12 protein-coding genes and 2 riboswitches (1 of these 14 cut by a window edge) are annotated in these 14,189 nt (G+C 38.2%); of the genes, 2 read left to right on the plus strand and 10 right to left on the minus strand.

What is annotated here, in order from left to right; genetic code table 11:
- Together MHH44_RS19225 and MHH44_RS19230 are read right to left on the minus strand one after the other, a co-directional pair.
- Positions 1–390 carry the 5' portion of a GNAT family N-acetyltransferase gene (locus tag MHH44_RS19225; protein WP_065216324.1) on the minus strand. Its footprint begins 87 nt before the window's first position, so only the first 390 of its 477 coding nucleotides appear in the window; the start codon lies at positions 388–390; its stop codon lies off the left edge, out of view.
- A 97-nt stretch (positions 391–487) separates the two neighbouring features.
- Positions 488–1,822 carry an NCS2 family permease gene (locus MHH44_RS19230; protein WP_014822570.1) on the minus strand — a complete coding sequence of 445 codons (1,335 nt, stop codon included), beginning with the start codon at positions 1,820–1,822 and terminating at the stop codon, positions 488–490.
- Positions 1,823–1,965: 143 nt separating this feature from the next.
- Positions 1,966–2,067: riboswitch (purine riboswitch) on the minus strand.
- Positions 2,068–2,267: 200 nt separating this feature from the next.
- Here MHH44_RS19230 and MHH44_RS19235 point away from each other — a divergent pair.
- Together MHH44_RS19235 and MHH44_RS19240 are read left to right on the plus strand one after the other, a co-directional pair.
- Positions 2,268–2,675 carry an NUDIX hydrolase gene (locus MHH44_RS19235; RefSeq protein ID WP_340799372.1) on the plus strand — a complete coding sequence of 136 codons (408 nt, stop codon included), beginning with the start codon at positions 2,268–2,270 and terminating at the stop codon, positions 2,673–2,675.
- A gap of 82 nt (positions 2,676–2,757) precedes the next feature.
- Positions 2,758–3,159 (plus strand): hypothetical protein, encoded by a 402-nt coding sequence (locus MHH44_RS19240; protein ID WP_008408513.1) that lies wholly within the window; start codon positions 2,758–2,760, stop codon positions 3,157–3,159.
- 287 nt (positions 3,160–3,446) lie between these two features.
- Here MHH44_RS19240 and MHH44_RS19245 read toward each other — a convergent pair whose 3' ends face one another.
- The 8 genes from MHH44_RS19245 to nadE all read right to left on the minus strand — a co-directional run bounded on the left by MHH44_RS19245 (position 3,447) and on the right by nadE (position 14,189).
- Positions 3,447–4,334 carry a DUF2382 domain-containing protein gene (locus MHH44_RS19245; RefSeq protein WP_340799373.1) on the minus strand — a complete coding sequence of 296 codons (888 nt, stop codon included), beginning with the start codon at positions 4,332–4,334 and terminating at the stop codon, positions 3,447–3,449.
- Between the two features lie 244 nt (positions 4,335–4,578).
- Positions 4,579–4,728 (minus strand): hypothetical protein, encoded by a 150-nt coding sequence (locus MHH44_RS19250; protein ID WP_008408510.1) that lies wholly within the window; start codon positions 4,726–4,728, stop codon positions 4,579–4,581.
- Positions 4,706–6,766, minus strand: coding sequence for a bifunctional diguanylate cyclase/phosphodiesterase (locus MHH44_RS19255; protein ID WP_340799374.1), 2,061 nt, complete (start codon positions 6,764–6,766; stop codon positions 4,706–4,708). The genes MHH44_RS19250 and MHH44_RS19255 overlap by 23 nt, the downstream gene beginning before the upstream one ends.
- Before the next feature lie 364 nt (positions 6,767–7,130).
- On the minus strand, positions 7,131–8,684 hold the full coding sequence (guaA, locus tag MHH44_RS19260; protein ID WP_041865823.1) for a glutamine-hydrolyzing GMP synthase: 1,554 nt from the start codon (positions 8,682–8,684) through the stop codon (positions 7,131–7,133).
- 118 nt (positions 8,685–8,802) lie between these two features.
- Positions 8,803–8,904, minus strand: a riboswitch (purine riboswitch).
- A 31-nt stretch (positions 8,905–8,935) separates the two neighbouring features.
- The gene (locus MHH44_RS19265; protein ID WP_340799375.1) at positions 8,936–11,086 is read right to left on the minus strand and encodes a DUF4129 domain-containing transglutaminase family protein; all 2,151 of its coding nucleotides are present in this window, start codon (positions 11,084–11,086) and stop codon (positions 8,936–8,938) included.
- Positions 11,083–12,270, minus strand: a complete 1,188-nt coding sequence (locus tag MHH44_RS19270) for a DUF58 domain-containing protein (protein ID WP_340799376.1) — start codon at positions 12,268–12,270, stop codon at positions 11,083–11,085. The genes MHH44_RS19265 and MHH44_RS19270 overlap by 4 nt, the downstream gene beginning before the upstream one ends.
- Positions 12,270–13,211 (minus strand): AAA family ATPase, encoded by a 942-nt coding sequence (locus MHH44_RS19275; protein WP_008408505.1) that lies wholly within the window; start codon positions 13,209–13,211, stop codon positions 12,270–12,272. The genes MHH44_RS19270 and MHH44_RS19275 overlap by 1 nt, the downstream gene beginning before the upstream one ends.
- 153 nt (positions 13,212–13,364) lie before the next feature.
- Positions 13,365–14,189: an ammonia-dependent NAD(+) synthetase gene (gene nadE, locus MHH44_RS19280; RefSeq protein ID WP_340799531.1), complete on the minus strand. Its 825-nt coding sequence runs from the start codon at positions 14,187–14,189 to the stop codon at positions 13,365–13,367.

The following is a 14,189-nucleotide window of genomic DNA, read 5'->3' on the forward strand; positions in this document are numbered from 1 at the left end:
TACATTTAACTCCACTTCATCAACATGCATCCCCTTTGCCCACTTCAGACAAGCTTCAAATAACAGCGATCCGATTCCTTTTCGTTTTTCTGACTGGTCTACACCAAAGTCATGAATGTATGCAAATCTTCTATGAACTAATGAAGGGAATTTTGGAGAATCTTCTATACTCATGACCGCAAAGCCTATCACTTTATTTTCTTCCCGTGCAATTAATACTGTACTTTGCTCTTGTTCAAGCAATTCCATATAATATTCTTCTGGCATAACACTCTCTACTTGGCGAAATACCTTACCATCCCCTTTAACATGATCATCATGTCCTTGCCTTACTAAACGATTTACTTCTATATAGTGTTGTTCCGTTGCCTCTTCAATTTTAATACCCATTAAACTCTCCTCCTTTACTTAATTCAGTTCGATCCAAAATTATATTTTCCTGCAAAAATAAAAAAACCAGTCAACAATAGTTGACTGGTGAATGATTTTACATTGAACCGACCGTACCTAAATAAATCAGGAAGAGTACTGCGAAAATATACATAATCGGGTTTACTTCTTTCGCTTTACCTTTTAACACCATTGTTAATGGGTAGAATACGAAACCTACTGCAAGACCCGTTGCGATTGATGATGTTAATGGCATCATTAACATTGTGAAGAATGCTGGTACAGCTACTTCGAATTTATTCCACTCAATTTGTCCAAGCGAAGATACCATTAAAATCCCTACAACGATTAATGCCGGTGCAGTAACTGCGTTTGTTACAACACTTAATACTGGTGATAAGAATAGTGCCAACAAGAAACAGATCCCTGTAACGATTGAAGCGAACCCTGTACGTGCGCCTGCTCCAACCCCTGCTGAAGATTCTACATAAGATGTTACTGTTGAAGTCCCAAAGATCGAGCCTGAAATAGAAGCGATTGAATCTGAGATTAACGCTTTACCTGCACGAGGTAATTTATTATTTTTTACAAATCCCGCTTGGTTGGCAACAGCCATTAAAGTACCCGCGTTATCAAAGAAGTCTACGAATAGGAATGATAGAATAACTGATACCATTGTTAGCGTATAGAATTCAGGATCAGTGAATGCTGAGAATAATTTACCGAAAGTTGGTTCAACACTTGGAGGTGCCGAAACAATCTGAGATGGTAAATCAACTAAACCAAAAATCATACCGGCTATTGCTGTAATGGCCATTGCTATAAATACGCCAGCTTTCATTCCACGAACTAAGAAAATGACTGTAAGCAGAATACCAAAAATAGCTAACAATACTTCAGCATCGTGCAAGTTACCTAAACCGACAACTGTTGCCTCACTTGCAACGATAATACCCGCGTTTTTTAAACCGATGAATGAAACAAATAATCCGATTCCCGCTCCAACAGCAATTTTAAGCTCCATTGGGATGGCATTGATTAATTTTTCACGTAATCCTGTAACTGTTAATAGTAAGAAGAATACGCCTGATACAAATACTGCAGCCAAAGCATGTTGCCAAGGGCTTCCGTTTGTTAATACAACCGTATAAGCAAAAAATGCGTTTAAGCCTAGACCCGGTGCTAAAGCTAAAGGATACCTTGCAACAATCCCCATAACGAAACATCCAATTGCTGCCGAAACAGCTGTTGCCACAAATACCGCACCGTAATCCATGCGTAGTGCATCTGGTAAACCTTCAATATCAGATAGCGTTAAAATGCTAGGGTTTACTACTAAAATGTAAGCCATTGCCAAGAATGTTGTAAAGCCACCTAAAATTTCTCGGCGATAATTAGTTCCAAGTTTATCGAACTCGAAATACTTTTTCATAAGAAACTTTCCTCCGTGTTGTCGTCTTCAACATCTAAAGAACACTTAACCTTAAAAACAAAAAAGACACGCAAAGCATAAATGCCGCATGTCCACGATTTAAGGAAAATAAGTATATTACACTCCCATTACAGCAGTGTTGTAACAACTTATTTATAAATCGTAGTCGAATCATTTACGGTGATTCGGTAGAAACTCACGGGCCATATTCCCGACATTATACGACGACGTATTTAATTTACGTTAGTAATATATCATTTCAATTTTTAAATTACAAGCTATTTCCGAACGTTTTTTATATATTTTAGATCATAGTTCGTAAAAACATCCGTAAATTAGCCATTTCTTCTATTGATGTGTATTTATTTGTTATTAATAAACTTGGCATAATCAAAGATTCAATCTAAAATTCTAGTATATTCATACAAAATAGGGGGACTTTAACTTGAATGAAATTAAGGTTGTTGTAAAGGGTGTTCTTATTAAAAATAATAGATTACTCATCGTGCAGCGTTCTCAAATTGAAACTGTCGGTGCCGGCACATGGGAGACTGTCGGTGGGAATCTTCATTTCGGCGAGTCATTTGAAACTGCACTAAAGAGGGAATTTTCAGAAGAAGTAGGACTGAATATTACTGTTAAAAATCAATTATTTTCAACAACATTCCATACGAGCAAAACACGCCAAATTGTACTACTCACTTTTTTATGTGATACAAAAGAAGAGCACATTACGGTGTCCGATGAACACGAACAATATTTATGGGCGACAAAGAATGATCTGCTCACTTTATTGCCGCAAGAGATTATCGAAGACTTCTCCCAGCATAATGTATTAGATTTATTAAACTAATAAAATAATTTTATAAAAAGTTTATAGAAATGTTATATAACTCCTCTATAGTAAAGTTTGAACAAATAGAGGGGGGATTTTTTTGCACCAGCAACGAAAGTGGGCAATGCATTTAATTCGCTTTGCAGCTGTTTCCGGTTTTATCGGTGTATTAATCGGATCAATTATGAGCGGTAACATGAACTTCGCTTTACGGCCAGTCCACGCACACATTGTATTAGTAGGTTGGTTATCAGTCTTTGCTTGGGGGATTTTCTATTATTCAGTACCTGTCCGCAAGCTAATCTTAGTTAAAATCCAAAGTATTTTAGGCATGATCGGAGCTTTTGGTTTATGTGTAGGAATGTGGTTACATTATTTAAACCCGCTGGACACAAATGAAACATTGAACATGGTGTTCTTCATCGTAGGCGGCACTCTTTTACTAATCGCATTTTTCCTATTTATAATTGTGACATTTTTTGTCGAAAAGAAAGAAAATTAATTATATCTAGCTCTATTAATTAAGTGCATTTTCCTTTAATATGTTAAAATAATAAAAGTAACATCGAAAATGTTAAAGGAGGTTTTTAAATGCCCTATTGGTTACATAACACATTATTTGTACTTTTAATAATCGTTACTTTTGGATGTGTTACTAGTGGAATTGAGTGGAAATCTCGCGAAAAAGCCACAGTTGAAAAATAATTTAAGCTTAAACGACTTACTATAATGTAACTAACATACAAAAAAGGAAGCCTACGCTAAATAGGCTTCCTTTTTATGGTTATCTTATAATCCGCGGTTAGTACGTTTTAACGGATCATCATCTAAATGGTCCACATCATTTAAATGATTCATAGTATTAGTCGTATCTTTAACATCCGCTTCTTCACGACGAACCGTATCTGATACAGTTTCCGTATCTGTTACTTTTCGTTTGCCGACAACAATTTCTTCTGTCACGACATCTTTTTTCGTAACCTCTACCTGTTCTTCAGTTACAGGGATATGGATTTTCCCCTGCTCTTCATAAGCATGAGTGATTCCGTCACGCAGCTGACCATTTGCATTAAGTGTTGTGTCCTCATTAACAGGACGTCTTTCCACATAAACTTCTTCATGTTCTACCGGCACCTCAATCGTTTGCTGCTCTTCGACTACATGTTTATCGACCTGCACCTCACCCGTTTGCACGCGTTTTTTATCTACTTGCAAGCGTTCTTCATGAAGCGCTAAACGTTCTTCATCCGTTTTCTCATAATCACGCTCATAATGATCATTCAAGCCATAATTTTTAGTACCTTCATCAAAATAAGTACCATAATCTTTATCTACATACAATAAGTATTTCCCAGCCTGTAATTCATCATAGTAACGATTTCGTTCGTCCTCAGAGATACCCATTTGCGTAAAGTGCTGATCGCGTACTAAGTCTTCACCCATCATGAATGCTTTAAAGCGATCCCACCAAGAACCTTCTTTGTAATCAGTGCCATAGCCATCCGTGTTAGTGCTGTAACCTTTTGAGTTTCGGTACATCGATAGTTGATCATTGCGATTAGATACAATATACATATCCTCTTCACCATAACCTTGTGCACGAAGGCGATCCATTTCTGCCTGTAATTCTGCTTCATTATCATAAATACCATATAATTTGTTATCACGTGTTTCCATGTTTCATTCCTCCAGTTTCATTAATTTAATTTTGTATACCTACTGTCTATACTTGTTTGGCATACTATACAATACCTTTCCTCCTAAATAATAAACGTGAGGATAGTAAATTTAACATTCTGTAATAAAAATGAAAGAAAAAGATACACTGCTATGACAATAATTTATTATTAATAAGGGTAAGGCGAAATCAGAGCACAAAAAAACATAGAAAGATGTTACTCTTCCTATGTTGCCATTCAACCTATTCATCGTTTTGCTTTTGTTTCTTTTCCAAATACTGTGCACGCAATTTTTCAAGTTGCTGCTTTTTATCGAATTGGGCAGGCTTGTTTTTTTCATGATACTTCGCAACAGCTGCCTTACCTTTACTATCCAATTGATATTTCCCCATTTTGTTCACCTACTTCTTTTCGCTTTTTCCACCAATGTTCGTACTCTTCAACTGTCAATGGCTTTGAATAATAGTAGCCTTGGACGATCGGCACTTTCTCCAAGCCCATAATAAACTGAACTTGCTCCTTCGTTTCGACACCTTCTACCAGAACATTTAAATCAAGTGAATAGCACAAGTGAATAATCGATTTTAGGATTGAGGCATCTTTTGCGGAATTGGGCACACCATCTATAAATGATTTATCAATCTTAATAGTGGATATCGGTATTTCTTTCAAATAAGATAGAGACGATAAACCTGTTCCAAAATCATCCAGTGCTACAGACAAGCCCTTTTCCCTGAAAGTTCTTACTGCTGATATAGCATTATGAATATCATGAATGACACTTGTTTCAGTAATTTCCAATTCAATTTTAGATGCTTGAATTTTATACTTAAGCAAACTCCTATTGATTACTTTATTTAAACGCGGTGATGTCAAATACATACCCGGAATATTAATCGATATTTGTGGCAGCTCTATCCCTATATTAGTCCATGCGGCTAATTGTTGGCAAACTCTCTCGATTAGCCAATCTGTCACATCTGAAATACGATTAGCATTTTCTAATATCGGTATAAATACCGCCGGAGATATTATTCCGTACACCGGATGCTTCCAACGCATAAGTGCCTCTATTCCTACTACACTATTTTGCTCCGGATGCACTTTCGGCTGATATACAATGAACAATTCATTTTCATCCATCGCCCGTTGAATATCAAGGCTTAATTGACGTTCAAAATTAAACGTATGAATTTTTGGATCGTACTTAATTATTCCATGCCTGGATTGTGTCGACGGAGCATGTAATACCGCAATTGCATTGGTAAAATGTTCATGAACCGCCTTTTTTTCATCTGACTGCGAAACAGCAAAAACTGCTTCTATCGAAACCATACGTTCATCGATATTTAACGGACGCTCTAACAAAAGACAAATACTCCGCAATCCATTGATTGTATTTTGCACACTTTCAGCAGGTGCATGTATCACCGTAAAGCGATTAGCTTCCGTGCGATACAATTTCGTCTCCTTTGGCAGACTGGTTTGCATTATTTCTATTACACTTTTCACAATTGCATCCCCAAAAGAATAGCCATAAGCTAATATATACTTCTCTACGTTGTTTAAATGAACAATGGCCACCATTTTCGTATTCTTTTTAATATGCTGGTCTTCTGTAAATTGATTATGGTTTGGCAATTGTGTCAACGCATCAAAATATTTCATACGGAAGTCAACATAGCTATCTAGGCGACTGGCTAAAATTGCAAGTCCAAACAAACTGCCAATTCCAATTGTCACAAACAACGCGACTTCAATCATATTGGAATCATGCGTATGTACACGGATCGGCCCCTCCACATAAAAACTCATCGCTAACATACCTGTATAGTGCATGCTTGTTACAGCGATAGCCATTAAAAAAGCGGCGATACTTTTCACCAAAACCTTTTCCATTTTAGTATCAGTAATCGAAAAGATGTACAAAGAGGCAAACGATGCCACAATTGCTATCAAGATCGAAAAGCCAAACAGGACCGGATTATAAACAACCTTTGCATCCATTTCCATAGCAGCCATACCTATATAATGCATAAGTGCTATACCGCATCCCATAAAGAAACCAGCTGCGATAAAGGTTTGAACTTTTTTATAGTCGCTATTGGTTAAATAAAATGCCATATACGATGCACCAATAGCAGGGATGACAGATATAATCGTCAGTACCAAATTATGCTTCATAGGTATGGATATGACGAACGCACTCATTCCAACATAGTGCATTGACCAAATTCCAAGCCCCATTGCCAGTGAAGCCAACACTAACCATATATTTTTATGAAAAAAACCCTTTCCATTGATGCGCCGATTAATATAAATCGCTGTATAGGATGCACCAAAAGCGATAATGAAAGACAATAGCATTACTAAGGGATCATATGTTCCTTCAATAATATGCATGCTTTCCAAGTCAGGTTTTGTAAACAAAGAAATTCGCTCCCCTTATCTGATTGGTAATTAATGTTCCAATTATTCATGTTGACCTCAATTGCTGCATCTTGATAAGAAGTGCATGTTGGCTTCATAAAGTTTAATACATCCAATTTAAATTGAACAGAATAAAAATAATTCTTTTTTTTAAAGCTAATCTTTGCGAACAAATTCTTTTCTTTCACATCCGATATACACTAGCACAATTGAAGTATGTCTCCCTGTTCTTAAGCATTACCGAGACATAAAAACCCCTGGAGGTTAGATTTTTTCTAACTTCCAGGGGCATTATCATTAAAAGAATGTTTTTTTGTAAATGTAATAGGACTAGAATGATGAATGAGACATTAGACAACTAGTACTATTCCCACTCAATCGTTGCTGGTGGCTTAGAAGTAATATCATACAGCACGCGGTTAACGTGCTTCACTTCGTTTACAATACGTACAGAAATCTTCTCTAGTACATCGTAAGGGATACGTGCCCAATCAGATGTCATACCGTCGATTGATGTTACACCGCGGATACCGATTGCGTAGTCGTACGTACGGCCATCGCCCATTACACCTACTGAACGGATGTCAGGTAATACAGCGAAGTATTGCCAAATGTCGCGCTCCAGGCCGGCATTTTTAATCTCTTCGCGCAGGATGTAGTCTGCTTCTCGAACGATTTCCAGCTTTTCTTCTGTTACTTCACCAAGTACACGGATACCTAAACCAGGACCCGGGAAAGGCTGACGCCATACAACTTCTTCAGGTAGACCTAATTCAAGGCCTAAAGCGCGTACTTCGTCTTTGAATAGTGTATTTAATGGTTCGATTAATTCAAACTTCATATCTTCCGGTAAACCACCAACATTATGGTGTGATTTAATTGTTTGGGCAGTTGCTGTACCTGATTCAATAATATCTGTGTAAAGGGTACCTTGCGCTAAGAAGTCCATATCTTTTAGCTTTGATGACTCTTCATCAAATACGTAAATGAACTCATTACCTATAATTTTACGTTTTTGCTCTGGGTCAGAAACACCGGCAAGTTTATTCATGAAACGCTCACGAGCATCGATTTTGATCAGTTTCATATCGAAATCTTCTGTGAATGTTTTCATTACCTGTTCAACTTCACCTTTACGGTTTAAGTTGTGGTCCACGAACATACAAGTTAATTGGTCACCGATTGCTTTGTGGATTAACACTGCTACTACAGATGAATCAACTCCGCCTGATAATGCACAAAGTACTTGCTTATCTCCAACTTGCTCACGGATTTTCGCAATCTCGATTTCAATGAAGTTCGCCATCGACCAGTCGCCTTTTGCTTCACAAACATTGAATACGAAATTTTTCAGTAAATCATTTCCGTATACAGAGTGGCGTACTTCCGGATGGAATTGTACTGCATAAAATTTACGAGAAGCATCAGCCATTGCCGCGATCGGGCATGCAGGGCTTGTCGCAATTACTTCAAAACCTTCTGGCACTGCTGTTACATGGTCACCGTGGCTCATCCATACAACTTGATTTTTTGGTAATTCCGCAAATAATTTATTATCTGAAGTAATGTTAATTTCAGCTTTCCCGTACTCACGAGTTGCTGCGCCTTCCACTTTACCGCCATGTGTTTGGGCCATTAACTGCATGCCATAGCAAATACCTAAAATCGGTAAACCTAATTCAAAAATCGCCGGATCTACATGGAATGCTGATTCATCATATACAGAGTTTGGACCACCTGAAAATACAATACCTACAGCATTCATTTCTTTAATTTCTTCAGCAGTAATCGTATGTGGATGTAATTCAGAGAATACACCGAATTCACGAATACGACGAGTGATTAATTGGTTGAACTGACTACCGAAATCAAGAACGACAATCTTTTCTTGTTCTTTTAACAAAGGAGTTGACACTATTTCCACCTCTTCTAATTTTTTGCGGCCTATATTAAGAAAAAAAACGCGTAAGAAAATAATTTCTACGCGTTCATATTTCATCTCTTCTTCAAGTGGGTAAACCTATCCCTTATAAGGATATAGTGGGACCCACCGTCATAGATAAGTTATTTAGGGTAACTTAGTAGAAACATCTGGACCATATTACCAGACTTATATGAAGGCACAATACTATTTATTTTTCTAAATTTTACTCTTTCGTCGAGTTAAAATCAACCACTCGTACGATTGATTAAATATTCCCAAATTTCTTTCATTTCAGTCGTGTTCATTTGGTCGGTCTGTTTTGCATAAATAAGTCGCTCATAAAATGCCGTCAACTCACTCATTTTAGTGGTATCCAGCTGTCGATCAACACGCATTGCAAACTGTTGCAATGTTTCGTCTTGTCCTCGTTTCAAATGAACCCGCTCCAACTGTTTTAATAACACAAAATATGCTTCTTCAAATGTTGCTGCTTTATCTAATTTCGATTTGTTCATTTGAACTGCAAGTTTTGGTTGCCATTTTCCGCGTTTTTTCCAAGCAATAATTAACCCAATCACAACAAGAGCCAGTAATCCGTACAGCACCCATTTAAATTTTGACCAGTCCATTCTACTTGTCCCATTAGTTGATTGCTTAGTTGTATCTTGTTCTTCCAACTCCGGCTTTGGTGCTTCTGGTTCTTCCATATCAGGTAGCTGCTCTTCTTCGGGAGCTTCGAAATCTACATCATAATTAATATTCATCGGATTACTAAAGCCAATTGTCGGCTCAAACGGCATCCATCCAATACCGTCAATATACGCTTCCACCCATGAATGGGCATCATTATTCGTCACTTGATACGTAACCATACCGTCTTGTGAATCGATTCGGTCTCCACTTGAAAAACCTTTTACCCAACGTGCCTGAATCCCTATCGAACGAAGCATGACGACCATCGAAGTAGAGAAGTTATCACAATATCCAAGCCTTGTTTCAAACAAAAACTGATCTACATAGTCTTGATCTGCTGATGGAACATGTACATTTGTCGTTTCATATTGAAAGCCACTACGCGCAAAGTAACCTTCAATTGCACGAGCCTTGTCATATACACTGTCATACATGTCGGTAATTTCAAGAGCTAAATCAGTTACACGCTGCGGCAAATTATCCGGAAGCTGTAAATAGCGCGAATCATTTTCAGTTGAGGATAATGATTCTTTCAAAGCAACGTAACTATATTCCGGCTGTTGAAATGTCATCTCGTATGATGCAGGAGCTACAACATCGCTGTTTATAAGAGGCAGAATTTTTTCATTGCCTGTATTAAATCTCAATCCAGTTTGTGTACCGTCTAGATTATAAGAAGTAATGCCATATGCCTGCAATAAAAACAAGTATTCTTCATTTATAGCCTGCACTTCCACCGACTGAGGCTCTTCACTTCCAGGCTTGATTGAAAGCGGGAGAGGATCTGCAAACTGAAGCGTTTGTTGCAATGACTCATCATCTGATTGCTCCCAACCTTTAGACGTATAAAAATCTTTCGTCTCAACACGCCAATATTGACGGATCGGTGTTTTTATTTCATAGACAATCGTATTATCCCCCGCAAACGGTCCACCCAGTCGCTCATCATTTTCCCCGTAACCAACTGTTGCAACCGATTGACTGGCATTACCCCCAATACCTGCAATATTTTTTACATATGGAACCGGGTCCGACCATTGAGGCTCTGCTTTCGGCATGACTGTTGCAACAATTCCTGCAATCATAACAAAAATGATAATCGTAGTCGCATATTTCAAGTAGTTCATCCAATCTTTTTGCATTTCCGCGGCCTGCATAAGTCGTTTTATAAATAGCAACGATGTAAGCACAAGACCTAGTAACATTACTTTAACAATCGCCGCTGTGCCATCGTATTCTGTAAAAGTATCGAGTGTCCCGATGAAAAATACTGTAAGCAGCAGGAAATAGTAAATGCTATAGCGCACACTTACCCAATGCTGAATTAAGTAAATAAGCATCCAGATCAATATAAAAAACAAACTTGTCCGAAATGGATCACTCACATAAATCCACTCACCTGCAAGCAATATATCCAAATTGTATTTCAGTTCTTCCGATAAAAATTGCGTCGTCGTCAATGCTTCATCTTTATACACACTGACAACAAACCATGTAATGTATGCTAACTTAATAAACCAATTAACAATAAACGGCAGCGAAAAAATCCCCAGTACTAAACATATCCCTATGAATAATACAAACTGCGTAAAGTAGCCTGTGTTCGTTAACTCCATTACCGGTATTAACCATTCTCGTAAAATCAGAAAAACAATAAAATAAAAAATAGCGAGTTCTATTTTTTCGGCTGTGCTGCGTCTCATGCGTGCTTCACCTCCGAATACGTTCGCTGTAACTCGTCCATACCGACATAATGCAATTCATTATTTTGGCTTATATGCTGCACCGGATCTTTTTGGTCACTTACGACAAAACATATAATTTTACGAGCATATTTCGTTCCGGCATTTAATACTTCCTGCAGTTCAGGAGTCATTTCACCAGTAATGATAACAACAACAGAGCGGCTCATCATTTTCTGTTCTTCAAACAATAAACGTTCTACACCAAACTGCGCATCCGGTACGACCGTTGCTAAATGCTGCAGGACCGTTTCATACTGTTTACCTGTTTTAATCACCGGCGTAAAATAACGGTCGACCCCGACACTTAAAAATGAAACATCGCCCTGTTTTTTTACAATTTTATTAATATAGGATGCCGTGTAATCGACAACATCATCGAAGTTCTTCTGCACTGCGCGATCAATTAGCACAAATGTATTTTGTGATTTTTGATCTTCAAATTCCTTTGTACGCAGTTCCCCATTTTTTGCAAAGGATTTCCAGTGAATCCAAGAAAAGCGGTCACCCGGTACATATTCGCGGACACCAGTCGCAACCGTCGTATCCTTAATTAAAGAATAGCGCGATTGACTTGTACCTTGGTCATATTGCATTCCAATCGGCAATAATTTGACATCGGATACTTTGGGATATACTAAAAACAGCTGCGGGTGATTCATTACAACATTCCGTATTGTCCATCCAAAAAAGTCCGTACATGTAAACAGCAATCCTCTAAAATGATGCTCTCCTCGTTTTAACTCCTTCAATTCATAAGTCCACTTAAACTCGCGCTTCCACCCAACCAAAAATAGTTTCGTTACATTTCCGTTCGGTTTTTCAAAATGTTCCTCCCTCATAGGTAATTCTCGGACCATCATAAAAACAAACGGAAACCAGCTCGTATTGCGGAATGTTACGGTAACTTGAACATTGCCCCCACGTTCAACTCGTTCTTTCGATAAAGTACGGGATATTTCTTTAAAACGAATCGGAATAATTGCCAGTAAAATCGAATAGACCAAAAACGGTAAAATCGTGAAGAAAACAAACCAGCTAACAAAGCCCCCTTGGAACATTGCATAGCAATACGTAATTATAAACAACGAAACAACGGTAATTAAACGCCCGCCATGCTTTAGAAACTGCTTGATTCCCTTCATTACGGCACGTACCTTTTTACTGGAACATGGACATAACGAAGAACACTTTCAATCACTTGTTCTTCCGTAATTCCTTCATAGCGTGTTTCTGGTTTTAAAATAATTCGGTGGCCGAAAACGAATTTCACTAAATATTGAACATCATCCGGAATAACGTAATCTCTCCCTTTCATAAAGGCATAGCTTTGCGCAGCACGCATTAATGCGATGGAAGCACGAGGACTTACACCTAAATACACATTTTCATGATGACGTGTATGTTGTGCGATGGACACAATATACTCTTTAATATTATTTTCTACATGTACTTGTTTTGCTTGTTCTCTTAAATCGTTCAACTGCTCGATTGTTAATACCGGGAAAAGATCATCTATCGGAACCGATTTTTCGGCACGATTCAGCACTTCAATTTCCTCTTCTTTCGTAGGATAGCCCATCTTTATTTTCAGTAAAAAGCGGTCTAGTTGCGCTTCCGGAAGCGGATATGTCCCCTCATATTCAATCGGGTTTTGTGTTGCCATTACAAAAAAAGGCTTTGGCAGCTGAATCGTTTCACCGTCCACCGTAATTGACCCCTCTTCCATACTTTCCAACAGAGCGGCCTGTGTTTTTGGTGATGTACGGTTAATTTCATCCGCTAACACAATATTGCCGACAATCGGCCCCGGACGGAACTCAAACTGTAATGTTTTCGGATTATATATAGAAACGCCAATTACATCAGATGGCAGTAAATCCGGTGTAAATTGAATACGTTTAAAGCTTGCACCCAGTGACTTTGAAAGCGCACGTACCATCATTGTTTTCCCAACGCCCGGCACGTCTTCCAGTAATACATGCCCTCCTGCTAATAACGAAACAATACTTAGCTCGGCAATCTCTCTTTTTCCTATCATTACTTTTTCGATATTTTTAATTATTCCCTCGATCTGCTCATTCATGAATAGTCCCCCCACCTGAAATCGTTGCATCTTTGGCATATAGTTTAAGCATAACGAAAACAAAATGCGAGCACAACTAGTTTACCCGGAAATTGGAAAATCACCTTACTTTTCCAGAGAGAAGTAAGGTGATTTATCAGATTTTATCTAATACTATTGTTTCCAGAAATCATCGAAAACTGTAATCGGCATATTGCGTTTATGCATGGAGCGCAAGTAATGTCCTTCAAGCTTTTCACGAGCCTGCTCCGGGATTTCCTTACCTTCCAAATAATCATCAATTTGTTCGTATGTTACACCAAGCGCCACTTCATCCGGCAATGCAGGGCGGTTTTCCTCTAAATCTGCAGTCGGAACTTTTTCATATAAATGTACAGGACAGTTTAAATGTTTTAAAATCGCACGACCTTGGCGTTTATTTAAACGGAAAATCGGCATTAAATCTGCACCACCGTCGCCATACTTTGTATAAAAGCCTGTTACTGCTTCTGCAGCATGATCTGTACCAAGTACGACACCATCATTCGATGCTGCAATCGAATATTGTACTTTCATTCGTTCACGCGCTTTTTCATTTCCTTTGGCAAAATCACTCAACGTAATTCCTGCATCCAAAAGTGCATTTACACTTGCATCTACAGCATTTTTGATATTAACCGTATACACTTTTGTCGGCTGAATGAAATCGAGTGCATCTTGGCAATCCTTTTCATCAAATTGTTTGCCATAAGGTAATCTTACCGCCCAAAAAGAGTAAGCGGATGCTCCCGCTTCTTCGTTCAGCTCATCGATAGCCATTTGCGCAAGCTTACCCGTTAACGTTGAGTCTTGCCCACCGCTAATTCCAAGCACAAATCCTTTTAAGAAAGGATGATATTTTGCATATTCCTTTAAAAAATCAATGGACTTACGGATTTCCTGTTCTACATCGATTGTCGGCTGTACTTTTAACTCTTCAATAATTTGTTGTTGCAACAT

The organism is Solibacillus sp. FSL K6-1126, assembly GCF_038003445.1.
GTDB classification, from domain to species: domain Bacteria; phylum Bacillota; class Bacilli; order Bacillales_A; family Planococcaceae; genus Solibacillus; species Solibacillus silvestris.